At 72.3% G+C, this 26,176-nt stretch carries 22 protein-coding genes and 2 tRNA genes; 7 read left to right on the top strand and 17 right to left on the bottom strand.

Annotated elements, in window-relative coordinates; translation table 11 throughout:
* Nucleotides 1–103 precede the first annotated feature (103 nt).
* Complete coding sequence (locus ACIHFE_RS05845) at nt 104–520, top strand: Fur family transcriptional regulator (RefSeq protein WP_400104567.1); 417 nt, start codon at nt 104–106, stop codon at nt 518–520.
* Between the two features lie 53 nt (nt 521–573).
* Here the strand turns inward: ACIHFE_RS05845 and ACIHFE_RS05840 are convergent.
* The 4 genes from ACIHFE_RS05840 to ACIHFE_RS05825 all read right to left on the bottom strand — a co-directional run bounded on the left by ACIHFE_RS05840 (nt 574) and on the right by ACIHFE_RS05825 (nt 5,887).
* Nucleotides 574–647: transfer RNA gene (locus ACIHFE_RS05840), tRNA-Met, on the bottom strand.
* Between the two features lie 60 nt (nt 648–707).
* Nucleotides 708–2,642 carry a tetratricopeptide repeat protein gene (locus ACIHFE_RS05835; protein WP_400104566.1) on the bottom strand — a complete coding sequence of 645 codons (1,935 nt, stop codon included), beginning with the start codon at nt 2,640–2,642 and terminating at the stop codon, nt 708–710.
* A 238-nt stretch (nt 2,643–2,880) separates the two neighbouring features.
* Nucleotides 2,881–2,954 (bottom strand) — tRNA-Met (locus tag ACIHFE_RS05830).
* Between the two features lie 50 nt (nt 2,955–3,004).
* Entirely contained in the window at nt 3,005–5,887 is a 2,883-nt protein-coding gene (locus tag ACIHFE_RS05825; protein ID WP_400105013.1) for a UPF0182 family protein, read from the bottom strand.
* A 143-nt stretch (nt 5,888–6,030) separates the two neighbouring features.
* Between ACIHFE_RS05825 and ACIHFE_RS05820 the strand changes: the two genes are divergently transcribed.
* The gene (locus tag ACIHFE_RS05820) at nt 6,031–6,615 is read left to right on the top strand and encodes a PPA1309 family protein (RefSeq protein WP_400104565.1); all 585 of its coding nucleotides are present in this window, start codon (nt 6,031–6,033) and stop codon (nt 6,613–6,615) included.
* A gap of 30 nt (nt 6,616–6,645) precedes the next feature.
* On the opposite strand, the gene ACIHFE_RS05815 is transcribed toward ACIHFE_RS05820, so the two are convergent.
* The 4 genes from ACIHFE_RS05815 to ACIHFE_RS05800 form a co-directional block, all read right to left on the bottom strand.
* Nucleotides 6,646–7,734, bottom strand: coding sequence for a PDZ domain-containing protein (locus ACIHFE_RS05815; protein ID WP_400104564.1), 1,089 nt, complete (start codon nt 7,732–7,734; stop codon nt 6,646–6,648).
* Between the two features lie 79 nt (nt 7,735–7,813).
* Nucleotides 7,814–8,008, bottom strand: a complete 195-nt coding sequence (locus ACIHFE_RS05810) for a hypothetical protein (protein WP_400104563.1) — start codon at nt 8,006–8,008, stop codon at nt 7,814–7,816.
* A gap of 127 nt (nt 8,009–8,135) precedes the next feature.
* A complete protein-coding gene (locus ACIHFE_RS05805; protein WP_400104562.1) occupies nt 8,136–8,594 on the bottom strand; it encodes a molybdenum cofactor biosynthesis protein MoaE in 459 nt (152 codons plus the stop codon).
* 100 nt (nt 8,595–8,694) lie between these two features.
* Entirely contained in the window at nt 8,695–9,819 is a 1,125-nt protein-coding gene (locus ACIHFE_RS05800; protein ID WP_400104561.1) for an SDR family oxidoreductase, read from the bottom strand.
* Nucleotides 9,820–10,023: 204 nt separating this feature from the next.
* On the opposite strand from ACIHFE_RS05800, the gene ACIHFE_RS05795 reads away from it, so the two are divergent.
* Together ACIHFE_RS05795 and ACIHFE_RS05790 are read left to right on the top strand one after the other, a co-directional pair.
* Complete coding sequence (locus ACIHFE_RS05795) at nt 10,024–11,499, top strand: zinc-dependent metalloprotease (RefSeq protein WP_400104560.1); 1,476 nt, start codon at nt 10,024–10,026, stop codon at nt 11,497–11,499.
* The gene (locus ACIHFE_RS05790; RefSeq protein ID WP_400104559.1) at nt 11,496–12,038 is read left to right on the top strand and encodes an NUDIX hydrolase; all 543 of its coding nucleotides are present in this window, start codon (nt 11,496–11,498) and stop codon (nt 12,036–12,038) included. Before ACIHFE_RS05795 ends, ACIHFE_RS05790 begins: the two co-directional genes overlap by 4 nt.
* A gap of 40 nt (nt 12,039–12,078) precedes the next feature.
* Here ACIHFE_RS05790 and ACIHFE_RS05785 read toward each other — a convergent pair whose 3' ends face one another.
* Nucleotides 12,079–12,675, bottom strand: coding sequence for a M48 family metallopeptidase (locus ACIHFE_RS05785; protein WP_400104558.1), 597 nt, complete (start codon nt 12,673–12,675; stop codon nt 12,079–12,081).
* Nucleotides 12,676–12,880: 205 nt separating this feature from the next.
* Between ACIHFE_RS05785 and ACIHFE_RS05780 the strand changes: the two genes are divergently transcribed.
* Together ACIHFE_RS05780 and ACIHFE_RS05775 are read left to right on the top strand one after the other, a co-directional pair.
* A complete protein-coding gene (locus ACIHFE_RS05780) occupies nt 12,881–14,113 on the top strand; it encodes a ThiF family adenylyltransferase (protein ID WP_400104557.1) in 1,233 nt (410 codons plus the stop codon).
* A 42-nt stretch (nt 14,114–14,155) separates the two neighbouring features.
* Nucleotides 14,156–15,520, top strand: a complete 1,365-nt coding sequence (locus ACIHFE_RS05775) for an ABC1 kinase family protein (RefSeq protein WP_400104556.1) — start codon at nt 14,156–14,158, stop codon at nt 15,518–15,520.
* Between the two features lie 19 nt (nt 15,521–15,539).
* Here the strand turns inward: ACIHFE_RS05775 and ACIHFE_RS05770 are convergent, their stop codons facing one another.
* The 5 genes from ACIHFE_RS05770 to ACIHFE_RS05750 all read right to left on the bottom strand — a co-directional run bounded on the left by ACIHFE_RS05770 (nt 15,540) and on the right by ACIHFE_RS05750 (nt 19,322).
* Nucleotides 15,540–15,749 carry a hypothetical protein gene (locus ACIHFE_RS05770; RefSeq protein WP_400104555.1) on the bottom strand — a complete coding sequence of 70 codons (210 nt, stop codon included), beginning with the start codon at nt 15,747–15,749 and terminating at the stop codon, nt 15,540–15,542.
* Nucleotides 15,750–15,869: 120 nt separating this feature from the next.
* Nucleotides 15,870–16,196 carry a hypothetical protein gene (locus ACIHFE_RS05765; protein WP_400104554.1) on the bottom strand — a complete coding sequence of 109 codons (327 nt, stop codon included), beginning with the start codon at nt 16,194–16,196 and terminating at the stop codon, nt 15,870–15,872.
* Nucleotides 16,193–16,552 carry a WhiB family transcriptional regulator gene (locus tag ACIHFE_RS05760; RefSeq protein WP_400104553.1) on the bottom strand — a complete coding sequence of 120 codons (360 nt, stop codon included), beginning with the start codon at nt 16,550–16,552 and terminating at the stop codon, nt 16,193–16,195. The genes ACIHFE_RS05765 and ACIHFE_RS05760 overlap by 4 nt, the downstream gene beginning before the upstream one ends.
* Nucleotides 16,553–16,681: 129 nt before the next feature.
* Entirely contained in the window at nt 16,682–16,990 is a 309-nt protein-coding gene (locus tag ACIHFE_RS05755; protein WP_400104552.1) for a hypothetical protein, read from the bottom strand.
* Between the two features lie 142 nt (nt 16,991–17,132).
* Nucleotides 17,133–19,322: an ATP-dependent DNA helicase UvrD2 gene (locus ACIHFE_RS05750; RefSeq protein ID WP_400104551.1), complete on the bottom strand. Its 2,190-nt coding sequence runs from the start codon at nt 19,320–19,322 to the stop codon at nt 17,133–17,135.
* 201 nt (nt 19,323–19,523) lie between these two features.
* Here ACIHFE_RS05750 and ACIHFE_RS05745 point away from each other — a divergent pair, with 201 nt between their 5' ends.
* A complete protein-coding gene (locus tag ACIHFE_RS05745; RefSeq protein ID WP_400104550.1) occupies nt 19,524–19,763 on the top strand; it encodes a mycoredoxin in 240 nt (79 codons plus the stop codon).
* A gap of 45 nt (nt 19,764–19,808) precedes the next feature.
* Here the strand turns inward: ACIHFE_RS05745 and nudC are convergent, their stop codons facing one another.
* The 3 genes from nudC to ACIHFE_RS05730 all read right to left on the bottom strand — a co-directional run bounded on the left by nudC (nt 19,809) and on the right by ACIHFE_RS05730 (nt 26,098).
* Nucleotides 19,809–20,741, bottom strand: a complete 933-nt coding sequence (nudC, locus tag ACIHFE_RS05740) for an NAD(+) diphosphatase (RefSeq protein WP_400104549.1) — start codon at nt 20,739–20,741, stop codon at nt 19,809–19,811.
* Nucleotides 20,742–20,799: 58 nt separating this feature from the next.
* Nucleotides 20,800–22,185 (bottom strand): dipeptidase, encoded by a 1,386-nt coding sequence (locus ACIHFE_RS05735; protein ID WP_400104548.1) that lies wholly within the window; start codon nt 22,183–22,185, stop codon nt 20,800–20,802.
* Between the two features lie 67 nt (nt 22,186–22,252).
* Nucleotides 22,253–26,098 (bottom strand): UvrD-helicase domain-containing protein, encoded by a 3,846-nt coding sequence (locus tag ACIHFE_RS05730; protein WP_400104547.1) that lies wholly within the window; start codon nt 26,096–26,098, stop codon nt 22,253–22,255.
* Nucleotides 26,099–26,176: the final 78 nt, after the last annotated feature.

Raw genomic sequence — 26,176 nt, 5'->3', positions numbered from 1 at the left:
TTAGACTTTGTCTAAGTCAAGAAGAAGACAACACAAATACTAGTTCCATGCATGGACAAGGCCCACTGCTACCCTGGTGCTATCCGATTGATGGGTGAATGGCATGAGTGACCTGCTGGAACGGCTTCGCGGACGCGGCTGGCGGCTGACCGCGCAACGGCGCGTCGTCGCCGAGGTGCTCGACGGGGACCATGTGCACTACACGGCTGACGAAGTGCACGCCAAGGCGGCCGAGCGGCTGCCGGAGATCTCCCGGGCGACCGTCTACAACACCCTCGGGGAGCTGGTCTCCCTGGGCGAGGTTCTCGAGGTGAGCACCGACGGCCGGGCCAAGCGCTATGACCCCAACGCCCACCACGCCCACCAGCACCTGGTGTGCTCCCGGTGCGGCACCATCCGCGATGTCCACCCCGACGGCGACCTGCTGGCCGGCCTGCCCTCCGCGGAGCGCTTCGGCTTCCGGGTCTCCGCGGTCGAGGTGACCTACCGGGGCCTGTGCCCCGACTGCGCGGCGGACTGAGACGCAGCACGACGAAGGCCCGGATCCTCAAGGATCCGGGCCTTCGTCTTCAGTAGCGGGGACAGGATTTGAACCTGCGACCTCTGGGTTATGAGCCCAGCGAGCTACCGAGCTGCTCCACCCCGCGTCGATGTCCTTAACTTTAACCCCGGTAAGGCCGATGCGCAAACGGATGACCAAAGGCCGGTCAGGCCGACAGCTCCTGCTGGAGCGCGTCCCGCAGCCGGGCGGCCCGCTCGGCCACCTCCGCCGGGCCGAATTCCACCGCGTGCGCGCACCACATCTGCCCCTCGGCCAGGTCGCCGCGCCGGGCCGCCAGCAGCGCCAGCCGCAGCGCCGCCCGGCCGTGCCCGGCCTCGGCGGCCCGGGCCCACCACATGGCGGCCTCCGGTTCACTGCCCTCACGGGCCAGCAGCAGCCCCAGGTTGAAGGCGCCGTTGCGGCTGCCCGCCTCGGCGGCCTCGCGGTACCAGCGGGCCGCCTCCACCACATCGCCCCGCTCGGCGACCAGCATGCCCAGCCGCACCTGGGCCCGCCGGTGACCGTCCTCGGCCGCCTTGCGGTACCACCGCTCGCACTCCCCGGCGGCCGCTTCGGCCGGCTGAGAGTCCCGCTGCAGGTCCCGCTCCAGCACCGCGGCCAGCCGGAAGGCGGCCTCCGCGCTGCCGCCGCCGGCCGCGATGCGCAGATGGCGCTCGGCCTCCGCGTCCTCGCCCTCCCGCTGCAGCACCAGCGCCACCTGCAGCGCGGCATCGGTGTGCCCGGCCGCCGCCGCCCGCTCGTACCACTTCAGCGCGGTGTGCTCCTCGTTCCGCTGGGTGTACAGGATGCCCAGGTTGAAGGCGGCGTCCACGCTGCCCGCCTCGGCCGCCTTGGAGAACCAGGGCTCGGCGCCCGCCGCGTCCCCGACCTGCAGCAGCATGATGGCCAGCGCATTGGCGGCCTCCCGGTGCCCGGCGTAGGCGGCCCGCCGGTACCACTGCTCGGTCTGGGCGGTGCGGCCCTGCTCGGCGCAGAGCAGCGCCAGGTTGTAGGCGCCGTTGATGTCCCCCGCCTCCAGCGCCGTGCGGTACCAGCGTTCGGCCTGCTGGGGCTCGCCCCGGTCGGCGTGCAGCGCGCCCAGCGCGTTGGCCGCGTTGCCGTCCCCGTCCTGGGCGGCCCGCCGCCACCAGACGGCGGCGCTCTCGGTGTCGCCGGCATCGCGCAGCAGGAAGCCCAGGGCGCAGGCGGCCCGGGACTCGCCGTCCTTGGCGGAGGTCAGATACCAGTGCGCGGCCTCCTCGGTCTCGCCGCGCCCCTCCAGCAGGGTGCCCAGATGCAGGGCGGCCCGGCGGTGGCCGCGGGCGGCGGCCTGCCGGTACCACTGCTCGGCCTCGGCCGCCTCGCGCCCGCCGGCCGCGGCGGCCCGCAGGTCGCGCACCGAGGTGTCGCCGCCGGCCACATTGCGCTGCGGGCCCAGGCTGGCGGTCAGGCCGTTGACGGGCACCTTGCCGGGCGCCCGGCCGTCCAGGATGCGGGCCAGCCGGTAGGCCGCCTCCCGGTGCCCGCGCTCGGCGGCCGAGCGGAACCACCGCTCGGCCCCCACATCGCTGCGGTGCTCCAGCAGGTCGGCCAGGGCGTAGGCGCCCAGGGCGTGGCCGGACTCGGCGGACTGGCGCAGCCAGTACTCGGCGGCCGGCTCGTCACCGCGCTCACGGTGGTAGCGGCCCAGGGCGTGGGCGGCGGCGGCGGATCCGGCGACCGCGGCCACCCGCCACCAGGCGGCGGCCTCATCGGCATAGCCACGCTGGTGCAGCAGCACGCCCAGGTTGTTGGCGGCGGAGCGGTCCCCCTCGGCGGTGGCGGCACGCAGATGGCGCTCGGCCCCCTCGAGATCACCCCGGCGGAGCAGCAGCGCGCCCAGTCTGCTGAAGGCGGCCGGGTCACCGGTCTCCATGGCACGGCGGCGAGCGGTCTCGAGTTCGAGGTCCGCCGGATCTGCGGTGCACAAGGTGTCCCCGGCGGGCGCGGGCTCGGCCTCGCAGGGGGACGCGTCCTGCTCGTCCTGCTCGCTCCCGGTCCTGGGAGCTGCCACAAGCCGACGTGTCTCCACCAGCCTCGCCCTGTCCCCCATAAGTCCCATCGTCGCACTCCCGCAACCTGCGTACACCTGGAATACCGCAGCCAGTGAGGTCACTTCAGCGTTTTGTCGACTTCCCGACTTCCCGACACAACGGCGCTCCAAACTCTAATCAAAACCCCCGCACATAACCCGCACAGAGCAGCGTGGCGTGCGATGCGAACGCTGGTCCCCGGGCCGGCGGGCCGCCCGGACGCACGACAAGGCCCGGAGTCCGAGAACTCCGGGCCTTGTCCTTCCGTAGCGGGGACAGGATTTGAACCTGCGACCTCTGGGTTATGAGCCCAGCGAGCTACCGAGCTGCTCCACCCCGCGCTGTTGTGGCACAACCGTACCACGCACGGGATGACGACCCCTCGCTCGGCCTACTGGCCGGCCTCCTTCTTGCCCCCGCCCTTGGCGGCGGCCTCCTTCTCGGCCTTGCTGGCCCGGTCCAGCGCGTCCTTCAGGGAGCGCTGCGCCTTGTCATAGGCCGTCAGATCCTTGTTCTCCAGGGCCTTCTGGGAGGCGTCCCAGGCGTCCTGGGCATCCTTCAGCGCCTGCTGGACCGTGGTGTCCTGCCCGGTGGGGGTGGTGCCCGGTGGCTTGGGCGGTGCCGTGGAGCCCTTGCCGCCGAACACCACATCGAGCGCCTGCGGCAGGGTGTCCTCGAAGGCCGTCCGGTCACCATAGGTGACCAACACCTTCTTCAACTGCGGGAAGTTGACGCCCGCGCCCCGGACGTACACCGGTTCCACATAGAGCAGTCCGTCCTCGAGCGGCACGGTCAGCAGATTTCCGTACTCGATCTCGGAGTCGCCGCGCTTCAAAATATTGATCTTGCTGGCGATTTCATTGTTGCTGTTGAACTGGCTCTGCACCTGACGCGGACCGGAGACGGTCCGGTCCGAACGCAGCTTCAGCACGCGGATCCTGCCGTAGTCATCGCTCTTGGCATCGGCGTTCACCGCCATGAACGCACCCAGGTTATCCCGCCTGTTGGGCGTGAACGTGGTGGTCAGGGAGAACGCCTGCTGTGCCTGGTCCGGCATTTTCATGCTGAGGTAATACGGCGGAACGGCATGCCCCGACTTGTTGGTCGGGTCATCCGGAACCTGCCAGCGCTCACTGCCGGTGTAGAAGGTCTCGGCATCGGTGACGTGGTAGCGGGTGAGCAGTTCGCGCTGCACCTTGAAAAGGTCCTGCGGATAGCGCAGGTGCGCCAACAGGCTTTCGCTTATCGCCGACTTGGGCTTCACCGTGCCGGGGAACGCCTTCATCCAGGTCTTGAGCACCGGGTCGGTCTTGTCCCACTGGTAGAGGGTGACGGTGCCGTCATAGGCGTCCACCGTGGCCTTGACCGAGTTGCGGATGTAGTTGACCTGGTTCTGCTGGGCGACCACCGCCCGCTGGCCGGTGGTCAGCGAGTCCGCGGTGGAGTCTCCCAGAGTGGTGCGGGAGGCGTAGGGGTAGCCATTGCTGGTGGTGTACGCGTCCACAATCCACTGGATGCGTCCGTCGATCACCGCCGGGTAGGCATCGCCGTCGATGGTCAGCCAGGGGGCCACCGCCTCCACCCGCTCCTTGGGGGTGCGGTTGTAGAGGATCTTCGAACCATTGCCGATGGCACCGGAGTAGAGAATCTGCGGCTCGGCGAAGGCCACCGCGTAAGCGGCGCGATTGACCGGGCTGGACAGGCTCACCCCGCCCTTGCCCCGGTAGCGGTAGCTCTTCTCGCCCTTGTCGCTGGAGTAGTCCAGCTCCTCCTGCGGACCGCCCACGATGGAGTACTGGGTGGTCTTCTCGCCGTAATACACCCGCTGTTGGTACGTGCCGAGCTTGCCCTCGGTGGGCAGGTCGCGCTCCAGGTAGTCGGGTTCGCCCTGACCGTCGGCGCTGGTGCCCTTGGCCGCGATGGCGCCGTAACCATGGGTGTATTTGAAGTGGTCGTTGATCCAATTCCGTTCCGGAATGCCGCTGATGTTCAGCTCGCGCAGACCGATGACGGTGTCCTGCTCCTTGCCGTCCACCTGATAGCGGTCGACGTCCAGGGTGGAGGGGAACTGGTAGTAGCCCTTGCCCTGCTGCCGCTGCTGGAAGGCCGGGGAGACGATATTGGGGTCCAGAATGCGCAGCGCGGCCGTGGAGTCGGCGGCGGCGCGCAGCTTGTCCTTGTCCTTGCCCTTGAGATCGCTGGCGCCGGAGTAGTCCTTCTCCTCGGCGCCGTCGATGCCGTACGCCTGCCGGGTGGCGGTGATGTTCTTCTTGATGTAAGGCGCTTCCTTGGCCTGCTCGTTGGGCTGGACCTGGAACTTCTGCACGATCGCCGGGTAGAGCCCGCCGATCAGGATCGCCGAGAGCACCATCAGCCCGAAGCCGATCACCGGCAGCTGCCAGGTGCGCCGCCACAGCGTCGCGAAGAACAGCACCGAGCAGATCAGCGCGATGATGAACAGGATCGTCTTGGCCGGCAGGAAGGCATTGGCGTCAACATAACGCAGACCGGTCCAGCCTTCGGTGGACTTCAACCCGCTTGATTTGACCGCCAGTCCATACCGGTCCAGCCAGTAGGCCACCGCCTTCAGCAGCACGAACAGGCCCAGCAGCACGGAGAGATGACCGGTGGCCGCGGCGGTGGCCCGGTGGCCGGGGCTGGTCAGCCGCAGCCCGCCGTAGAGGTAGTGCACCAGTGCGGCGGCGATCAGCGAGAGCACCGCCGCCGCGAAGCCGAAGCTCAACAGGAAGCGGTACCAGGGCAGATCAAAGGTGTAGAACGAGATGTCCTTGTGGAACTGCGGGTCCCGCTGGCCGAAGGGCACTCCATTGACCCACAGCAGCCAGGTGCGCCACTGACCGGCCGCGGAGGCACCGGCCACCAGGGCGACCAGGGCGGTGACCGCCAGCAGCACCCACTTCTTGTACGGGGCGATGCCCATCCGGTAGCGGTCCAGGCTCTGCTGTTCCACCGACATGGCGCTCAGCGGCGGCCGCAGCCGGTGTGCCAGCCAGATGTTGAACCCCACCGCCAGCGCCATCAGCAGACCGAAGACGGCGAACAGCCCGATCTTGGTGCCCAGGGTGGTGGTGAAGACCGAGGAGTAGTGCACCGAGCGGTACCAGAGCCAGTCGGTCCAGAACCCGGCGAACATCACAAACAGCATGGCCAGCGCGGCCAGCACACCCAGGGTGGTCAGCAGGGTTCTCACGCGCCGGGGCGGCCGGCCGACTCTTATCCGTGGCCCTGTGGGGCCTCCGCCGCGGTCCGGCATCTGGAAAGCCAAGGTGCGCACCTCGAAGTTCGCTGTCGGTGGAGCTGTGGATCCGGGCCCGCGATGGCAGGGCCCAGTGTGGCAACTTACCGAGGGCTTACTCGGTTCCCGTTTTCGGCCCCTGGCAAGGCACGATATTGGGCATGTCCAGCAACACCGGCTCCTCGAGCCTCCCCGACCCCGGCGCCCCCATGGCCGCCAGCCCGCTCACCCGTGCCGTCCTCGAGATCGACGACTACGCCTCCACCCTCGGCTGGGACCAGCCCGCACGCCTGTTCGCCCTGGTGGACACCGCCCGGCTGCGCGCCCAGGAACCCGCGCTGGCCGCCCAGCTCGGCCTGGACCAGCCCGCCGAGGCCGGTTCCGCCCCCTCCTACACCCCCATCGAGCAGGACGAGCTGCCCGCCGGCACCGCCCTGGACAAGTTCCTGGGCACCATCGCCTGGCCGGACGCGGTGGTGGGCTGTGCGCTGACCGTGGAGCGGCTGATGCTGCCGCCGTCCGCCGAGGCCTCGGTGCCGCACGGGATGGGCGAGAAGCAGCTGGCCGCCTGGGTGGCCAGGCACCCGGACCGGCAGGAGGTGCGGATGACGGTGGCCGTGCTGCGGGACGGTGCCCGGGAGTCGGCCATCCGGCTGCGTGAGAAGGACTCCCCGACCGAGGTGCTCACCGGCCCCGACCTGGTGCCCGGCCTGGCCGAGGCGCTGGCGACGACCTTCGCCGAGTAGCGAGCGGGCGGCCTCCGGCCGGGGAAGGGGTCAGCCTGCCGTGCAGCGCGGCAGGCCGGCCGAGTCCCCGGTGCGGATCTTCGCCAGCGCCTTCAGGGCGTCGTCCAGGGAGTCGACCTTGACCAGGGTGAGCCCCGAGGGGGTGTCCTTGGCCGCGGCGGCGCAGTTGTCCTTGGGGGTCAGGAAGTAACGGGCACCCTTGTCCCGGGCGCCCAGGGTTTTCATCTCCACCCCGCCGATCGGCCCGACCTTGCCGTCGTCGTCGATGGTGCCGGTGCCGGCGACGAACTTGCCGCCGGTGAGCCCACCCTTGGTGAGCTTGTCGACTATGCCCAGCGCGAACATCAGCCCGGCACTGGGCCCGCCGACGTCCGCCAGCTTGATGTTGATCGAGAACGGGAAGGTGTGCGCGGTCCCGGCCTGGATACCGACGATCGCCCGCTTGTCCCCCGGCGCCGCCGCGGTGACCAGGCTGACCGTCTCCTCCGTCCTGGGCTGCCGCTTCTCCTTCTCGGCGGCGGCCGCCTCCTTGGCCGGGATCACCCGAAAGGAGACCTGCTGGCCCGGCCGGTGCTTGGTCACCAGCTTGGCCACATCACCGGGCTGCTTGACCTCGGTGCCGTCCACCGCCTTGATCACATCGCCCGCGTGCAGCCGGCCCTCCGCCGGGCTGGCCTTGACCACCGTCGAGACCACCACCCGGCTGCCCACCGTGAAGTGCAGATGCTTCAGCGCCGCCACCTTGGCGCTCTCCTGGGACTGGCTGAACTCCTCGGCGGTCTCCTGGTTCAGCTCGTCCGGCGACTTGTCGTCGGGGTACAGCGTGCTGTGCGGCACCACCAGGTCGTCATTGCTCAGCCAGCCGTAGACCGCCTCTATGAGGTTCATCCGGTACTGCGAGCCGGTGACCCGCACCGTGGTCATATTGAGGTGGCCGCTGTTCTGGTACGTCTCCTGGCCGGAGATCTGCAGCACCGGCTCGCCGCCGTGGTCGCCCAGGGTGTTGACCGTCGGCCCGGGCGACATCTCCGCATAGGGCACGGGGATCAGCACTCCTGCGCAGAGGAGCGCGATCAGCGTCAGCAAGGAGGCGAGCATCGTCGCGGTGCGGCGGGGCATGGAACGACAGTACGGGACGGGTCCGACAGTCCACTCCCGGGGCGGTCCGTCCGGGGCAGCCGAGCGGCTCTCCGACCGGTCAGGCGGCCGAGGAGGGGGGCTGCTGGGCCGAACCCGACCCGGAATCCGAGCGCTCCATCGCCTCACGGAACTTCTCGTACCCCGCCAGCTCCGCGACATCGCCGGCCTTGCGGTTGCGGGCCGCCCAGCTGCCCCACAGCGCCGCCGCGGCGGCCGCGACAACCGGAATCAGCAACCATGCGAGCGCCGCCATGCCGGCCTCCGACCCCTTGACACACCGTTAACTGACCGATGAGCAGATTAATAGCCTGCCGACTCAACGCTCCCGTCAGGGGACCGGTTACGCAACCGGAGGAATACCGTCCGTGCAAACCCCCGTCCTATACCCCGACCCACTCCTCGGTGCCATCCGAGAACCGCTGGTGCTTCCATAGCGGCACCTCACGCTTGAGATCGTCGATCAGCCGCCGGCACGCCTCGAACGCCTCCGCCCGGTGCGGGCAGGACACCGCCACCACCACCGCCAGGTCGCCCACCGCCAGCTCCCCGACCCGGTGCACGGCGGCCAGCGCCCGTACCGGGAAGTCCGCCGCCACCTTCTCCGCGACCCGCCGCAGCTCGGCCTCGGCGGACGGGTGTGCCGAGTAGCCGAGCCCGGCGACGTCCGCGCCGCCGTCGTGGTCCCGGACGGTGCCCACGAAGAGCGCGGTGCCGCCCGCCGCGTCGTCGCCGACGGCGGTGAACGCCTCGTCCACGGACAACGGGGTGTCCCGGATCGCCAGCAGCCGGATCGGGTCGGGGGCGGCCGGTCCGCCGGGATGGTCCTCAGTACGCGCCATGGCGTCCATCGTGCCGTACCCCGGCACCTGCCCCGCCCCGGGCGTCCCTACCGCTTCACCACCCGGCGTCCGGAGGTTCCGCCAAGGCGCGCGGGGCGGCCTACGCCCGGCGGCGGGCCTTGCGCGCCCTGCGCACCAGCGCGGCCGTACCCAGCAGGGCGACCGTCGCACCCGCCGCGCCCGCGGCGGTGGCGTCCTTGCGCCCCAGCCGGCGGCCCGCGACGGTGTGCCGCCCGGCGACCTCCTCCAGCAGCTCGGCCAGCACCTCCTCATTGGTCCAGCGCGGCCGCCAGCCCGCGTCATGCAGCCGGTGGCCGCTGACCACCCAGGGATGCATGGTGTACTCCAGGTCCCCGGCCGGGGAGGGCGTCAGCCCCAGCCGGTGCAGCCGGGAGGCGGCGCCCAGCGCCACCGCCGAGGGCAGCTCCATCCGCCGGATCCCGCTGAGCTCCTCGACCTCCTCCTGCTCCAGCCAGCCGTCACAGCCCACCGCCAGCTCGCCCTCGGCCCTCTCCAGGGCGGCGAACTCCAGCGCGCTGACCAGGTCCTCCACATGACAGAACTGCCAGGCGGGCCGGGAACCGGCCACCACCAGCAGGCGCGGCGACTCGAAGTAGCGGGTGAGCGCGGTGTCGGTGCCGCCGACCAGCACGGCCGGCCGCAGCACGGTCACATTCAGCCCCGGGTGCGCCCGCGGCGCCCGCCTGGCCAGCCGCTCGATCTCCAGCAGGTCGCCGACGCCGGTGGCCTCGGCGGTCGCCCGCAGCTCGGCGTCCTCGGCCAGCGGCACATCGTTGTCCGGATGCGCGCCGTAGACCATCGCCGAGGTGCACAGCACCACCCGGTGCACCCCGGCCGCCGCGGCGGCGGTCAGCACGGTCTGGGTGCCGCGCACGTTGTAGGCGGTGCGGGCGGCCGGATCGGTCTCCAGGTCCAGGTCCAGCGCCAGGTGCACCACCACATCCGCGCCGCGCAGCTTCTCCGCGATGACCGGGTCACGGACGTCCAGGACGTGCCACTGCGCCTCGGTCACATCGCCGCGCCGCTCATCGATGGCGATCACATGCTTGATCTCCTCGGAGGCGGCGAGGCGGCGCGTGAGCAGCGCGCCGACGCCCCGCGCGGCGCCGGTCACGGCGACCACGGGCCGCCGGCCGGGCGGGGTCGTACTGTCTCGCGCGGAACCGTTTCGCGCTGCGCGAACTTCTCGGTCGGGGGAACTCACCGGGCGTCTCCAGCGGTTGTCTTCAGTGCGTACGCGCCATCACCAGTGTCATGAACCGTACGTACCAGGTGACGTCCATCCTGCCGCAGGCCCCGGGACGGGGAAGCACCAAGCCCGGAACCGGAGGAGGTGTCTACGCTGGGTGGTGTTGTCGGGCATTCGCCGTCGGCCCCGGGCCGGCGGCCCTACGAGCCGAGGAAACCCGTGAGTGACACCCCATTCGGATTCGGTCTTCCGCCGGAGGAGCCGGAGGACGGCGACAACGGCAAGAAGAAGGGCGGTGACCAGGGTGGCGGCAGCGACCGCGGGCAGGGGCCCGCGAATCCCTTTGGCTTCGGGGCGGGCGCCGGCGGCGGGGACAACCCCTTCGCCGCGATGTTCGGCTCGATGAACCCCGCCGACCTGGGCGCCGCCTTCCAGCAGCTCGGGCAGATGCTCTCCTACGAGGGCGGCCCGGTGAACTGGGACATGGCCAAGGACATCGCCCGCCAGACCGTCGCCCAGGGCACCGCGGACGGCACCAAGGACGCCAGCGTCACCGACGCCGAGCGGTCCGCCGTCCAGGAGGCCGTGCGCCTGGCCGACCTGTGGCTGGACGGCGTGACCTCGCTGCCCTCCGGCTCCACCTCGGCGGTCGCCTGGAGCCGCGCGGAATGGGTGGAGGCCACCGTTCCGGTGTGGAAGGAGCTGGTGGACCCGGTCGCCGAGCGGGTCGGCGCGGCCATGGGCGGGGTGCTGCCCGAGGAGATGCAGGCCATGGCGGGCCCGCTGCTGGGCATGATGCGCTCCATGGGCGGCGCCATGTTCGGCACCCAGATCGGCCAGGCCGTGGGCGTGCTGGCGGGCGAGGTGGTCGGTTCCACCGACATCGGCCTGCCGCTGGGCCCGTCCGGCAAGGCTGCCCTGCTGCCGGTGAACATCGACGCGCTGGGCTCCGGCCTGGGCGTGCCCAAGGAGGAGGTGCGGCTCTACCTGGCCCTGCGCGAGGCCGCCCACCAGCGGCTGTTCGCCCATGTGCCCTGGCTGCGCTCGCATCTGTTCGGCGCCGTGGAGGGCTACGCCCGCGGCATCAAGGTGGACACGGCCAAGCTGGAGGACGCGGTCGGCCAGCTCGACCCCTCGCATCCCGAGCAGCTCCAGGAGGCCCTGCAGCAGGGCATGTTCCAGCCCGAGGACTCCCCCGAGCAGAAGGCCGCGCTGGCCCGTCTGGAGACCGCGCTGGCCCTGGTCGAGGGCTGGGTGGACGCGGTGGTGCACGCCGCCGCCGAGCCCCACCTGCCGTCGGCGGGCGCGCTGCGCGAGACGCTGCGCCGGCGCCGGGCCAGCGGCGGTCCCGCCGAGCAGACCTTCGCCACCCTGATCGGTCTGGAGCTGCGCCCGCGCCGGCTGCGCGACGCCTCCCGGCTGTGGGCCTCGCTCACCGACGCCCGGGGCGCCGAGGGCCGCGACGCCCTGTGGGAGCACCCCGACATGCTGCCCACCGCCGCCGACCTGGACGACCCGGACGGCTTTGTCCACCGTGAGCACCTGGACTTCTCCGAGCTGGACAAGATGCTCGGCGAGGCGGCCGGGCGCGGTGGCGGCCACGCCGGGGAAAAGGCCGGCGAAAAGGCCGAGGACAAGCCCGAGGAGCCGGGGCAGGACCAGGGCAAGGGTCAGGGCAAGGACTCCGGGGAGTGACCCCGCCGAACCTGCACCAGGACGCCGGGCGGGTCCTCAAGGAGTGGTCCGCCCCGTCCGCCGAGCCCGGGCAGGACGCCCTGCGGCTGGCCTACCTCGACCACCTCCAGGCCCGCCCGGACGGCATGTGGAAGGCCTGCCGGGACGGTCACCTCACGGCCAGCGCCCTGGTCGTCGACCCGGCGGGCTGCCGGGTGCTGCTCACCCTGCACCGCAAGCTGCGGATGTGGCTGCAGACGGGCGGGCACTGCGAACCGCAGGACGCCACCCTGGGCGAGGCCGCGCTGCGCGAGGCCACCGAGGAGTCCGGGGTCGCCGGGCTGACCCTGCTGCCCGGCGGACCGGTGCGCCTGGACCGCCATCACACGCCCTGTGCCTGGCACTTGGATGTGCAGTACGCGGCGCTGGCCCCGGCCGGTGCCGTGCACGCGGTCAGCGACGAGTCACTGGACGTCCGCTGGTTCGCCTACGACGAGGTGGCCTCGGTGGCCGACGAGTCGGTGGTGCGGCTGGTGGAGCGCACCCGCGCCCGGCTGTGACCGGCCGCCGCCGCGGCGGGTGGCCCCTCGGCCGAGGGGGTCATTCGCTGCGGGCGGCGGGCAGGTGGGGCAGCCGGTCGGCGGCCACCACGCCTTCGAGGTAGCCACGGGCCCGCTCGGTGCGGGGGTACGCCTCCAGCAGCCGCCAGAAGTCCGGCCCATGGCCGGGCACCAGCAGGTGCGCCAGCTCATGGAGCAGTACATAGTCGACCACGTACTCGGGCATGCCCTGCAGCCGGTGGGAGAGCCGGATGCTGCCCTCGGCCGGGGTGCAGGAACCCCAGCGGGTGTTCTGGTTGGTGACCCAGCGGACGCTGTCCGGCCTGGCCCGGCCGGACAGATACTGCTCCGACAGCCGGGCGGCGCGGTCGGCCAGCTCGGCATCGCCCAGCATCCGCTTGCTCTCCTGCGCGGCCAGCCGCTCCAGCATCACGCTCACCCAGCGCCGCTCCTCGGCGTCCGACATCCGGGCCGGAATCAGGACGATGGTGCGGTCGCCCTCGCGGTAGGCGGAGACCGTTCTGCGGCGGCGCGCGCTCCGGCGAACCTCGACCGCACCGCTCTCCGCGCCCTTGGCGGGCGGGCTCGAGGCACTGCGCGGTGGTCTTGCGGCACTGTGCAGGGGGTCGACGGGCACGCCCCGACGTTACCCGCTGGCAGCGCGCGAAGTCCCGCCCACCGCCGGGTTGGCGGAGAAACGGGACCCTCGCCAGCGCTTGTACGACAAATACCGGTGCCTGTGGATAACTTCGCACGGCCAGCGCGGCGTAGCTGCATGCTGATGACCACCGACCGGTACCGCGTCCAACACCCGGGCAGGGCCGCCGCCTTGAGGGGGAACCATGCAGACGACCGCCGTATGCGAGCGGACCGCACCGACGTCCTGGCCCGATTCCGGACCGGCTTCCCCGCCCGCCTCCGGCGAACTGCCGGACACCATGCACCCACTGATCAAGCCCGCCCTGCGCCGGGCCTGGCGCAGCCGGGACACCGTGCAGTTCGGGATGACCCGGGCGCATGCGGTGGTGGTGTCCCCGGTGGACACCGCGACGGGCGCCTTCCTCTCCCTGCTGGACGGCACCCGGGGGCTGCCGCTGCTGCGCGAACAGGCCACGGCCATGGGGCTTGAGGAAGGCCGCGCCGACGCCGTGGTTCAGCGGCTGGCCACGGCCGGTCTGCTGGACGACCGTTCCACCGGCCGCGACGGCACCACCTCACCCGCCCCGGGCGCCGCCGGGGACCGACTGCGGCCGGATCTGTTCTCGCTGGCCCTGCTGCATTCCGAGCCGGGGGCGGCGGCTCATCTGCTGGCGGCGCGCCGCCGGGCCCGGGTGCAGGTGCGGGGCGCCGGGCGGGTGGGAGCGGCCGTCGCGGCGCTGCTGTCCGCCTCGGGGGTGGGCAGGGTGGATGTGATGGACGGCGGCTGTGTGGAGCCCTGGGACGCCGGGCCCGGCGGGGTGGATCCCGAGCAGGCCGGGGAGCGGAGGGAGGCGGCGGCACGCCGGGTGGTGCGGCGGACCGCCTCCCAGCCACCGCCCCGGGCGCGGGCCGGCGGCGGGGCCCCGCCCGAACCTCCGCTGTCCCTCACGGTGTTGGCGCCCCGGGACGGCCTGGCGGTCTACGCCCCGGATCCGGCCGGCGCCCGGGAGCTGCTCGCGGCGGGCATCCCGCATCTGTATGCGGGGGTCGTCGAGGCGACCGGGGTGGTGGGTCCGCTGGTGCTGCCCGGCCGGTCGGCCTGCGCGGGCTGTCTGGAGCTGGCCGAGGTGGACCGGGATGCCACCTGGCCCCGGATGCTCGCCCAGTGGCGGTCCGGCCGGCGCTCGGCGGTACCGTCGTGCGACATGGCACTGGCCACGGTGGTGGCGGGGCTGACCGCGTCGTGGGCGCTGGCTTTCCTCGACGGTGGGTCCCGGGTGAACGCGGGGTCACGCCTGGAGCTGGCGCTGCCGGGTCCGGGCTGGTCCTCGCGTCCTGTCGCACCTCATCCGCGGTGCCCCTGCGGTGCGGCGGGATCCGGTGATCCGGACGGCCCCTCGGCCGCCGGAGCGCCGCACGGGAGAATGCACGGGTAACCGCCGTCAGCGGCGTGGCTGTTCAGCTAGTTGGAGGGGCGCATGTCTGATCTACCGCGCAAGGCGGTCGCTCGTACCGCCAAATTGGCCGCGCTGCCACTGGGGTTCGCCGGGCGTACGGCGCTGGGGCTCGGCAAACGCATCGGCGGACGGCCGGCCGAGCTGATCGCCGCGGAGTTGCAGCAGCGCACCGCCGATCAGCTCTTCGCCACCCTGGGCCAGCTCAAGGGCGGGGCGATGAAGCTCGGACAGGCCCTGTCGGTCTTTGAGTCGGCGCTTCCGGAACAGGTGGCCGGCCCCTACCGGGCGGCGCTGACCAAGCTTCAGGAGGCGGCTCCGCCGATGCCGGTGAAGTCGGTGCACGCGGCGCTGGCGGAGCGGCTGGGGCCCGACTGGCCTGATCTTTTCCAGGAGTTCGAGGACAAGCCGGCCGCGGCGGCGTCCATCGGGCAGGTGCACCGGGCCGTCTGGCATGACGGGCGCCAGGTCGCGGTCAAGGTGCAGTATCCGGGAGCGGGCGAGGCGCTGTTGTCCGACCTCACCCAACTGGGGCGGTTCGCAAAGCTGCTGGGGCCGCTGGTTCCGGGGATGGACATCAAGCCGCTGATCTCCGAGCTGCGCGACCGGGTGTCGGAGGAGCTGGACTATGAACTGGAGGCGCGTGCCCAGCGGGCCCACGCCCGGGAGTTCGCCGGGGATCCCGATGTGACCGTGCCCGAGGTGGTGCACCAGAGCGACCAAGTGCTGGTGACGGAGTGGCTGGAGGGGATGCCGCTGTCCGAGGTGATAGCCAACGGCACCCAGGAGCAGCGGGACCGGGCCGGGCAGTTGCTGGCGCGCTTCCTGTTCTCGGGTGCGGCCCGCACCGGGCTGCTGCACGCCGATCCGCATCCGGGCAACTTCCGGCTACTGACCGGGGATGCCCCCGACGGCCCGCCGGAGAGATGGCGGTTGGGGGTGCTGGACTTCGGCACCGTCGACCGGCTGCCGCAGGGGCTGCCGCCGGAGATCGGCACCGCGCTGCGGCTGACGCTGGACGGCGAGGCGGAGGAGGTGCACCAACTGCTGTGCGAGGAGGGCTTCGTCAAGCCGGAGATCGAGCTGGATCCGGGCGCGGTGCTGGACTACCTGCTGCCGATCATCGAGCCGGCGCGCACGGAGGAGTTCACCTTCAGCCGCGACTGGATGCGGGCCCAGGCGGCGCGGATCGCCGATCCTCGGTCCCCCGCCTACCAGTTGGCCCGGCAGCTCAATCTGCCGCCCTCGTACCTGCTGATCCACCGGGTGACCACCAGCACCATCGGGGTGCTGTGCCAGCTGGGGGCCACGGTGCGGCTGCGGGACGAGATGGAGGCCTGGGTCCCCGGGTTCGCGGCCGGCGGTCTCGGTCAGGAGACTCCCGCCTGAGCGGGACGGTGCCCGGGCCCTACCACCAGGAGGAGTCCAGCCGGCCCTCGATCGCTCTGAGGTTGGCCCGGGCGCAGTCGTCGCAGAAGTAGCGGCGGCTGCCGTTCTCCACGGAGCAGGTCCAGGTGGGCGGCGCGCCATCGGCGGCGGTGGCGCCACATCGGGCACACACCGTGTTCCCGGTGGCCTCAGGGTCCAACTGCGCTGGGTCAGGCGTCTTCTGGTCCACCCGGAGACGATATCCCCGTGGGCGGTTCACCGGCGGACAACGCACCCGAACACCGAGGGGCCGGTCCGTTCGGACCGGCCCCCTGTGGTGTGGCCGCATCGGCCGTACCGGCCTGCCGGGTCAGTGCATCACGGCCATGGCCAGGGCCCGGCGGGCCCGCAGTGAGGCCCGCTCGGCCCGGCGCTGCATGCGCCGGGCGGTGGCCAGACGCCAGGCCAGGCGTTCGGCCTCGGCTTCCTGCAGCCGGTCTTGCATTTGGGCTCGGGCCAGGACTTCTGGGATGAGTTGCATTTCGAGGTTCCTGTTCTGGCGCGAGGCGGTCGCACCGGAGGTGTCACGGGCGAAGGACTTGGGGCCGAACGGCTCGGAGATGGGGCGCTGCATGGTCGGATCCTGCTTCTTGGGGTCGTGCGTCAGGGGGTGGTCGATGGTGCCGATGGCGTTCATGCGACGACCGCGTTCTTGCGCGGGCGGCCGCGGGGGCGCTTGCGGGCCACCACCACACCCTGGACGAAGAGTTCGCCGCCCCAGACACCCCACGGCTCGCGGCGGTCCTTGGCGCCGGCCAGGCAGGCCTCGCGCAACGGGCAGGTCTGGCAGAGCGACTTGGCGTACTCCACGTCCGCCGGGGACTCGGCGAAGAAGACCTCGGGGTCGTTGCTGCGGCAGGGGACGGCCACGCCCAGGTTCTCGATCGCGTCGTCGAGGTCGGTCAGGGCGGTGAGGGAAGTCAAGTTGTCCTCCGTGGGGACGGGCGGGGGGATCAAGTCGGTGGCTGACGGGGTGTGCGTCCTGAGTTGCACGGTGTCTTTTCCTCGTCTGTTGTTCCGGCTGGTGGCCGGGCTGGTGTCCCCGGCTGGGGGACAAACAAAAGGGCCGCGGATCCCGGTGTGGGTTCCGCGGCCCTGGAAGGTGCCGACCTGATCACGCGATCAGGCTGGATCTCTCCAGGGTTCGAGCCCACGGAAGGCCCACTGCGAGTGGAGCTGGTACTGCCGCTTCAGGGATCCGGCGCCTTCGGTCTTCGGTGCGAGGGCGCTCGCCGGGGCGAGTGCCGCTGCCGCTGCCGGTTCCACTACCGCAGACGCCTTGGTCGGTCGCTCATTGACCAGGGACGGGACGACGGCGGACATACCGGTGCCGTTGACCGAACCGAACACGGGACGGATGGCGGCGCCGAGCGGAAGCATGGCGAAGACCGGGCGATCGGTCATTTTGTTCGGAATGATGAAGCTGATCATTGGTCTCGCCTCCTCTCGGCGTCTCGGTGACGGATCGGGATCCATCAGATTCGGTTGAGTACAGCACGGAACCAACGGCTCCTGGAAGAACCGTTTGCCTCCGTGTTCGGAAGGCTATGGGTACGCCATCCGACCGCGCAAACTATTTTTCCGGAGACTTTTCCGGTTCCCCTCCGGCGCACAGTGCGAGCAGGTCATCCCCGAACTGGGCGAGCTTGCGTCTCCTCATACCAGGGATGCTCGCCAGCTCGGTTTCGGTTCCCGGCACCGCCTCGGCGATGGCGAGCAGCGTCTTGTCGGTGAAGACGCAGAAGTCGGGCTGGCCCAGCCGCCGGGCCTGTTCGCCCCGCCACTCCAGCAGGCGTTCATAGAGCCCCTCGTCCAGCTCGAAGGGGCAGCCCTCACAGCGCAGCAGCTTGATCTCGCCGGCCTCGGTCAGAGTGCGGCCGCAGACCCGGCAGCGGGCGGGCGCCCGCTGCACCCGGGTACGCGTCCGGCCCCGCTCGGTCCCGGCGGCCATCGGCTCCCAGATGTCCGCCGTCCCGGTCCGGACCGCTTTGGAGCCCGGCCGCAGGCCGTTGAGGAAGTGGCTGGGCCGGCGCGAGGGCCGGCCGCCGGGGGCGCGGGACAGCGCCCAGGAGAGGGTCAGCCGGTGCCGGGCCCGGGTCACTCCGACATAGAGCAGCCGGCGCTCCTCCTCGATCTGCTCATCGGTCTTGGCGTAGGTGATGGGCAGCATGCCCTCGGTGAGCCCGGCCAGGAAGACGGCGTCCCACTCCAGGCCCTTGGCCGCGTGCAGTGAGGCGAGAGTCACACCCTCCACGGTGGGCGCGTGCTGGGCGGCGGCCCGCTCGGCGAGCTCGGCCGAGAAGTCGGCCAGGGTGGCGCCCGGCCGGGCCCGGCCGAAGTCCTCGGCCAGCCGGACCAGCGCGGCCAGCGACTCCCAGCGGTCCCGTACCGCGCCCGAGCCGGCCGGCGGCTCCGGCGTCCAGCCCCGGCTGGAGAGCACCGCGCTCACCTGGGCGGTCAGCTCCTCGGCACCGTCCAGCCGGGGGTCAAGGGCCCCGGCCGCGGCATGGGCCGCGCCGCGCAGCAGCAGCTGGGCCTCGCGCACCTCGGGCCGCTCGAAGAACCGCTCGGCCCCGCGCAGCTGGTAGGGCACCCCGGCGTCGGCCAGTGCCTGCTCATACACCTCGGACTGGGCGTTGATGCGGTACAGCACGGCGATCTCGCTGGCGGGCGTGCCGGAGTCGAGCAGCCGGCGGATCCGCCGGGCGATGCCCTCCGCCTCGGCGGGCTCGTCGGCGAACTCGGCGTACTCCGGCTCCGGTCCGCTCTCCCGCTGGGAGACCAGCTCCAGCCGGTGCTCGGCGGCCCGGCCCCGGGCCTGCGAGAGCAGGCCGTTGGCCAGCCGCACCACCTGGGGCGTGGAGCGGTAGTCGCGGATCAGCTTGACCACCGTGGCACCCGGGTGCCGGACCCGGAAGTTCAGCAGGTGGTCGGGGGTGGCGCCGGTGAAGGAGTAGATGGTCTGGCTGGCGTCGCCGACCACGCAGAGGTTGTCCCGGTCGCCCAGCCACAGGTCCAGCAGGCGCTGCTGCAGGGGGCTGACGTCCTGGTACTCGTCGACCACGAAGTGCTGGTACTGGCGGCGCACGGTCTCGGCGATGTCATGCCGGTCCTGGAGCACGGCCACGGTGAGCAGCAGCACATCCTCGAAGTCGATCACTCCGCGGTCGCGCTTGAGCTGCTCATAGGTGCCGTAGATCCGGGCGATCTCGGCGGGGTCGCGGGGGGCCTGGCGGCCGTGCTTGGCGGCGGCGGCCGGGTAGTCCTCCGGGACGGTCTGGGTGACCTTGGCCCACTCGATCTCGCCGGTGACATCCCGCAGCTCGGTGCGGTCCAGCCGGAGCCGGCAGCGGGCGGCGGCCTCGGTCACCAGCTGGGCCTTGCGCTCCAGCAGCCGGGGCAGCTCGCCGCCGACCGCCTTGGGCCAGAAGTACTGCAGCTGGCGCAGGGCCGCGGAGTGGAAGGTGCGTGCCTGGACTCCGGTGGCGCCCAGCTGGCGCAGCCGGCCGCGCATCTCGCCGGCCGCCCGGTTGGTGAAGGTGACGGCCAGCACACTGGCGGGCTGGAGCACCCCGCAGCGGACGCCATAGGCGATCCGGTGGGTGATCGCCCGGGTCTTGCCGGTACCGGCTCCGGCCAGCACGCACACCGGCCCGTCCAGGGAGGTGGCCACCTCGCGCTGCTCGGGGTCCAGCCCGTCGAGCACCGCGTCCGGGGTCTCCGGCACGGCGGGGAAGAGGGTGGAGTGCGTTGCTGCTGTCACCCCGCCATGCTGCCAGGTTCGCGGAGCAAGCCGGGACCGTCGTCCACAGCCGGGCCCTCCCGGTCATATCAATGCCGGGGAGGCGACGGGAATCCGGAATGCCGGGGAGGCCGGGAATCCGGGAAGGCCGGGGAATGGCCCAAGCCCGTCGCGCGTTCAACCACCGGAACACCACCCACCCCGACCCGCCAAGGAGCCTCGATGTCCGCCGTGACGATGTACAGCACCACCTGGTGCGGCTACTGCCGACGCCTGAAGAGCCAGATGGACCGCGAGGGCATCACGTACAACGAGGTGAACATCGAGCTCGACGCCGACTCGGCGGCCTTTGTGGAGAAGGCCAACGGGGGCAACCAGACCGTCCCCACCCTGCTGTTCGCGGACGGTTCGACGCTCACCAACCCCTCGCTGGCCCAGGTCAAGGCCAAGATCGGCGTCTGACCCGGGCCGGGGCCCACAGCGGGACCCCTACGCCGGTGGGGCCCCTTACGACGGCAGGGGCTCGCCGTACCAGAGCTCGATCAGCCGGGCCGCAATCGAGATTCCGGTGGGAGGCAGCACCTCTCCGGACTCGAACGCGGCCCGCAGGTCTTCCCGGGAGAACCAGCGGGCCTCGTGGATCTCCTCGCCGTCCACCTGTATGTCGGAGGACAGCGCCTGGGCCCGGAAGCCCAGCATCAGGCTGGAGGGGAACGGCCAGGGCTGGCTGGCGACGTACTCCACCGCCCCGACCAGCACCCCGGCCTCCTCGGCGACCTCCCGCCGCACCGCCTGCTCGATGGACTCCCCCGGCTCCACAAAGCCGGCCAGGGTGGAGAAGCGGCCCTCCGGCCAGTGCATCTGCCGGCCCAGCAGCGCCCGGTCCTTCTCATCCGTGACCAGCATGATCACGGCCGGGTCGGTGCGCGGGTAGTGCTCGGCACCACAGGCCGGGCAGCGGCGGATGTGCCCGGCCGCCGCGATCACGGTGCGCTCGCCGCAGCGCGAGCAGAAGCGGTGCAGGCGCTGCCAGTTCTCCAGGGCCACCGCGTGCACCAGCAGCCCGGCGTCGCGCGGGGAGAGCAGCAGTCCGGCCTCGCGTAGCCCGGCGGGGCGCGCCGACTGGTCGATCCGGCCCGGCAGCGCGTCCTTCTGCAGCGCGAAGTAGGCCACCCCGTCCTCGTCCTGGCCCAGGAAGTAGCGGTGCGTCTCGGTGGGCGGGGCCTCGAAGGCGGGGGTCATCACCAGCTCGGTGCGCCCGTCGGGGGTGTCGTCGATCAGGGCCTGGCCGCCGGAGACCACGAAGACCCGGGTCGAGGGGTGGCTCCACGCCGCGGAGAGCCAGGCCTCGTCCAGGCGGTGGTGTGCGGCGCGGTCGATGCCGCTCGCGCCGCTGAGCTTGATCGGCCGGTCGGCGGCTAGATCGGTCCAGGTGGTCACGGCTGCTTCCAACTCCCCCTGCGAATGGTGGTGTTACGTCGTGGTGCGGATCGCCGGCTCAGCCGGCGAGTTCGCCCCACAGATAGGCGGCGGTCTCCACGCCCTTCATCAGAAGGCCGAGTTCCACCTTCTCGTTCGGCGCGTGCCAGCCGTCCGAGGGCACCGAGATGCCCAGGAACAGCACGGGGACGCCGAGCACGTCCTGCAGATCGGCGGCCGGTCCGGAGCCGCCCTCCCGGGTGAAGCGCACCGGCTGCTCGAAGGCGCGCTCCATCGACCGTACGACGGCCCGCAGCGCCGGGTCGTCCAGCGGTGTCAGGCAGGGCCGGGTGGTGCCCCAGAAGTGGATCTCGTGGCGGATGCCCTCGGGCAGCCGCTCGGCCACCCAGGCGCGCAGCGCCTGCTGGATGCCCTCCGCGTCCTGGCCGGCCACCAGCCGGAAGGAGAGCTTCAGCTGGGCCCTGGACGGCACGATGGTCTTGCTGCCCGGGCCCTGGTAGCCGCCGGAGATCCCGTTGACCTCGGCGGTGGGCCGGGCCCAGACCCGCTCCAGGGTGGTGAAGCCGGTCTCGCCCAGGGTGCCGTGCGAGTGGGCGGTGCGCTGCCAGCGCTTCTCGTCGAAGGGCAGCTCGGCGAAGAGCTCGCGCTCGCGGTCGGTCAGTTCCACGATGCCGTCGTAGAAGCCGGGGACGGACACCCGGCGGTCCTCGTCGTGCAGGGCCGCGGCCAGCCGGGCGGCCTCGGTGGCCGGGTTGGGCACCGCACCGCCGAAGGAGCCGGAGTGGATGTCCTGGTCCGGGCCGTGGAGGTCGATCTGGCAGTCGATCAGGCCGCGCATCCCGGTGCAGACGGTGGGGGTGTCCTCGGCCCACATGCCGGTGTCGGAGACGATCACCGCGTCACAGGCCAGCCGGTCGGCGCGCTCGCGGATCAGGGCCGGGAAGTTCGGCGAGCCGATCTCCTCCTCGCCCTCCACGATCAGCTTGAGGTTGACGGCGGGCGCGGTGCGGCCGGTGGCGGCCAGGTGGGCGCGCAGGCCCAGGGTGTGGAAGAAGACCTGCCCCTTGTCGTCGGCGGCGCCCCGGGCGTACAGCCGGCCGTCCTTGATCACCGGCTCGAAGGGCTCGGTGTGCCAGCCGTCCTCCCGGGCGGCGGGCTGGACGTCATGGTGCCCGTAGACCAGCACGGTGGGCGCGTCCTCGGCGCCGCAGGGCCACTCGGCGAAGACCGCCGGGCCGCCGGGCGTCTCCCAGATCTCCACGGTGGGGAAGCCGGTCTCGGTGAGCTTGGCCGCCAGCCAGTCGGCGCTGCGCCGCACGTCGGCCGCGCGGCCGGGGTCGGCCGAGACGGACGGGATGCGCAGCCACTCGGCGAGGTCGTCGAGGAAGGCGGCACGGTGCGTGTCGATATAGCTGCGGACGGCGCTGTCCGGGGTGGGGCTCATGCCGTCGAGCCTATCCGGACACCCGCGGTAACCGGGACCGGTGTTTCCTTCCTCACCACCTCATCCGTCATCTTCGCCCGTGACCTTCGTCGCCCTCCAGCAGGATCCGCTCCAGCCCGGCGCGGTCGGGCAGGCCGGACGGGCGGACCACCTCGCCGTCACGGACATAGACAAAGGCGGCGCTCACCGCGGACAGCGGCAGACGGTGCCGCTCGGCCCAGGCCAGCCGGTAGACGGCCAGCTGGAGCGGGTCGGCGTCATGGCGGCGGTGGGTCTTCCAGTCGACGATCTCGAAGGTGCCGGGCTGTTCGCCCGGGTAGACCGCGTCGATCCGGCCGCGGATCACCCGGCCGGCCAGGGCGAGCTGGAACGGTGCCTCCACCCGGTAGGGGGTGCGCCGGGCGTAAGGGGTGCGCTCGAACGCCTCCTTGAGCGCCGCCAGGTCGCGCTCGTCGGCGATCTCCGGCTCGTCCTCGGCGCCGCCGGGCAGCTCATCCGGGCCCAGCAGGGGCAGTGGCAGGGCCTCGAACCGGGACTCCACCCAGGCGTGGAACCGGGTGCCGCGCCGCGCGGCGGGCTGCGGCGGCCGCGGCATGGGCCGGGCCAGCTCCCGGGCGAAGGCGTCCGGGTCGGCCGCGAGCCGGGTGAGCTCGGTGGCGGTCAGCGAGGCCGGCACCAGGACGTCGCGCACGGCGGCCCGGGCCCGGCGCAGCTCACCGGCGAGCGAGCCGAGGTCTCTGTCCCAGGAGGCGATCAGGCGCGCCTCCTCCGGAGTGAGCACCTCGTCTTCGTGCCGGGGGGCGGGCAGCGGGCCCCGGCCGCCGGAGCCTTCGGCGACGCCCCGCCCGGGACGCGCACCGGTGTCCGGGCCCCCCGGGCGGCCGTCGGCCGGCACGTCATCGGCGAACTCGTCCCGTGCGTACGGCGGTTCGCTCGGCTCCCAGGCCGGATCGCCTTCCGGACGGACGGTGTCCGGGCCGGAGTCCGGCTGTGCGCGCCCGGCCGGCGCACCGTCGGCGAACCCGGCCCGCGCGTGCGGCAGCCCATCCGGCTCCCCGGCCGGGCCGCTCTCCGGACGGACCGAATCCGGCCCGGAGGGCGACGGCACACCGTCGGTCCCCGGGCCGGGACGATCAGCGGCCGGCGCGCCGCCCGCGAACTCGGCCCGACCGTGCGGCAGTTCACCCTGCTCGTCCTCCGGACGGACGCTGGACAGCGCGTCCCAGTCCATCGGCCCGGCGAACTCGGGGAACTCGCCCTCCTCCGGCGGAGGCGGCCAGTCCGGGTCGTAGGCGTATGCGTGCGCGTGCCCGGGACCGGGGTCCCGGTCCGGCGCGGTGGCATGCGGTTCACCGGCCGCACGGTCCGTCCGCGCCTCGGCGGGCAAGTCGGCGCCCTCCTCCTCGAGTTGACGCTCAAGGCGCGCCCGTACCTCCGCGGCGGCGGCCCGGCGCAGGGTCAGGGCCGTGCGGTCCAGCGGCAGTGGCCAGGCCAGGTCGGCCTCGCGCTCGGCCAGCGCGGGGTTGCCGGTGCCCTCCTCGGGCGGGTCGGCCCAGATCTCGATCTCGCCGTGGCCGGCCTCGCAGTGCTCGCGCAGGGCGTTCAGGAAGGCGGACGGGCCGCGCGGGCGCTTCTGTTCCGGGCCCCACCAGTGGGCGGAGGCCAGCAGCAGGGAGCGGGGGCGGGTGAAGGTCACATAGCCCAGGCGGAGTTCCTCGATCCGCTGGTGTTCCTTCATGGCGGCCTTGAAGGCGGCCAGCCCCTTGGCATCGAAGGCGGCCGGCTCGGGCAGGGTGTCCGCGTCGCCGCGCAGGGCGTGCGGCAGCACCCTGGCCTGGGCGGTCCACAGGTCGCGGGACTGTTCGCTGGGGAAGGCGCGGGCGGTCAGGCCGGGGACGGCGACCACATCCCACTCCAGGCCCTTGGACTTGTGCGCGGTGAGCACCTTGACGGTGTCCTCCCCGCCGGGCAGCGCGTTGTCCAGCCCCTTCTCGTACTGGACGGCGGTGCGCAGGAAGCCCAGGAAGGCGAGCAGCCCGGCCTCGCCGTCCAGCCCGGCGAAGGAGGCGGCGATGTCCAGGAACTGGGTGAGCGTCTCCCGGCGGCGGGCAGCCAGGGCCTGCGGGGAGGCGGAGAGCTCCACCTCCAGGCCGGTGGTGGCCAGCACCCGGTGCAGCACGTCCATCAACGGGTCGGCCAGGCAGCGGCGCAGCTCACGCAGTTCGGCGGCGAGGCGGGCGAAGCGCACCCGGGCCTCGGCGGAGAACGGCAGGCCGTCATCCGTTTCCTGGCCGGACCGGCCGGTCAGGAAGGTGTCCAGGGCATCGGCCAGGGAGATGGTCTCGGCCGGGTCCCGGCCCTCGACCGCCTCGGCCAGCCGCCGCTCCGGGTCGGTGCCCGCGCTGCCGTACGGCACCAGGGTGCGGGCCCGGCGGCCCAGCAGCGCCAGGTCGCGCCGGCCGATCCGCCAGCGCGGGCCGGTCAGCAGCCGCACCAGCGAGGCGTTGGCGGTGGGGTCCTGGAGCACCTCGCAGACGGCGACCAGGTCGGCGATCTCCGGCAGGTGCAGCAGCCCGGACAGCCCGACCACCTCGACCGGGATGTCCCGGGACACCAACTCGCCCTGGATCCGGGCGAAGTCGGTGGCAGTGCGGCAGAGCACCGCGATGGCGCCCGGCCGGGTGCCGGTGCGCACCAGGTGGGAGATGGAGTCGGCCAGCCAGGCCAGTTCCTCGGTGTGGGTGGGCAGCAGGGCGCACCGGACCAGGCCGTCGTGCTCGGCGCCGGGCGCCGGGCGCAACGCCTCCACCCCCTCGTGGCGCTCACGCAGCTCGGCGGCCAGCCCGTTGGCCAGGCGCAGCAGCCGGCCGCCGCTGCGGCGGTTCTCGCTGAGCGACTGACGGCGGGCGGGACGGCCGTCGGCGTGCGGGAAGTGCCGGGGGAAGTCGTCCAGGTTGGCCACCGAGGCGCCGCGCCAGCCGTAGATGGCCTGGCAGGGGTCGCCGACCGCGGTCACCGGGTGGCCGGTTCCCTCGCCGAACAGCCCTGCCAGCAGCAGGCGTTGAGCCACCGAGGTGTCCTGGTACTCATCCAGCAGCACCACTTGGAACTGTTCGCGCAGCAGCCGCCCCACCTCCGGGCGGGTACGGGCCAGTTCGGCGCAGCGGGCGATCTGGTCGCCGAAGTCCAGCAGGCCGCGCCGCCGTTTCTCGGCCCGGTAGGCGCCGACCAGGCCGAGCAGTTCCAGCCGGGCGCGGGCCGCCTCCGGCACCTTGCGCAGGTCGGCGTTGGAGAGTCTGGCGTCCTCCAGGCAGGCCAGCAGCCCGGTGTCATGGGCGCGCAGCTGGTCCGGCTCCACCAGGTGCTCGGCGAGTTCGCCGTCCAGGGCGAGCAGGTCGGCGACCAGGTCGCCGAACGGGCGGGTGAGCGAGGGGTAGGGGCCGGGGGCGGCGCGCAGCACCCGGGCGGCCAGCTGGTAGCGGGTGGCGTCGGCGAGCAGCCGGACGTCGGGCTCCAGGCCGATGCGCAGGCCGTGGTCCTTCAGCAGCCGGCCGGCGAAGGCGTGGTAGGTGGAGATCTGCGGTTCGCCGGTGGCGCCGTCGTCCAGCGGCCCGGCGCCGTCCGGCGGCCCGGCGTGGATCCCGGCCTGGGCCAGGGCCTTGCGCACCCGCTCGGCCAGCTCGCCGGCCGCCTTGTTGGTGAAGGTGAGCCCCAGCACCCGCTCGGGGGCGACCTGGCCGGTGCCCACCAGCCAGACCACCCGGGCGGCCATCACCGTGGTCTTGCCGGACCCGGCGCCGGCCACGATGACCTGCGGGGCGGGCGGCGCGGTGATGCAGGCCGTCTGCTCCGGGGTGAAGGGGATGCCCAGCAGCTCCTTGAGCTGCTCGGGGTCGGTCAGGCGCGGGGTCACGATCGAAAACGCTAACCGGACCCACTGACAATGCCCTATTCGATCAACCGGCTATTCGATCACCCGGTTGCTCGGCCG

The sequence above is a fragment of the Streptomyces sp. NPDC052396 genome, from assembly GCF_044593195.1.
GTDB lineage: Bacteria > Actinomycetota > Actinomycetes > Streptomycetales > Streptomycetaceae > Streptomyces.
Note: the sequence above shows the minus strand (reverse complement) of the source record. Positions and strands in the feature narration are given on the sequence as shown.

Bases quoted from the DNA above. Each gene is read 5' to 3' on its own strand.
- ACIHFE_RS05845 (WP_400104567.1), top strand. From the start codon at position 104: ATGAGTGACCTGCTGGAACGGCTTCGCGGACGCGGCTGGCGGCTGACC.
- ACIHFE_RS05835 (WP_400104566.1), bottom strand. From the start codon at position 2,642: ATGGGACTTATGGGGGACAGGGCGAGGCTGGTGGAGACACGTCGGCTT.
- ACIHFE_RS05825 (WP_400105013.1), bottom strand. From the start codon at position 5,887: ATGCCGGACCGCGGCGGAGGCCCCACAGGGCCACGGATAAGAGTCGGC.
- ACIHFE_RS05820 (WP_400104565.1), top strand. From the start codon at position 6,031: ATGTCCAGCAACACCGGCTCCTCGAGCCTCCCCGACCCCGGCGCCCCC.
- ACIHFE_RS05815 (WP_400104564.1), bottom strand. From the start codon at position 7,734: ATGCCCCGCCGCACCGCGACGATGCTCGCCTCCTTGCTGACGCTGATC.
- ACIHFE_RS05810 (WP_400104563.1), bottom strand. From the start codon at position 8,008: ATGGCGGCGCTCGCATGGTTGCTGATTCCGGTTGTCGCGGCCGCCGCG.
- ACIHFE_RS05805 (WP_400104562.1), bottom strand. From the start codon at position 8,594: ATGGCGCGTACTGAGGACCATCCCGGCGGACCGGCCGCCCCCGACCCG.
- ACIHFE_RS05780 (WP_400104557.1), top strand. From the start codon at position 12,881: ATGCAGACGACCGCCGTATGCGAGCGGACCGCACCGACGTCCTGGCCC.
- ACIHFE_RS05775 (WP_400104556.1), top strand. From the start codon at position 14,156: ATGTCTGATCTACCGCGCAAGGCGGTCGCTCGTACCGCCAAATTGGCC.
- ACIHFE_RS05765 (WP_400104554.1), bottom strand. From the start codon at position 16,196: ATGAACGCCATCGGCACCATCGACCACCCCCTGACGCACGACCCCAAG.
- ACIHFE_RS05755 (WP_400104552.1), bottom strand. From the start codon at position 16,990: ATGATCAGCTTCATCATTCCGAACAAAATGACCGATCGCCCGGTCTTC.
- ACIHFE_RS05745 (WP_400104550.1), top strand. From the start codon at position 19,524: ATGTCCGCCGTGACGATGTACAGCACCACCTGGTGCGGCTACTGCCGA.
- ACIHFE_RS05735 (WP_400104548.1), bottom strand. From the start codon at position 22,185: ATGAGCCCCACCCCGGACAGCGCCGTCCGCAGCTATATCGACACGCAC.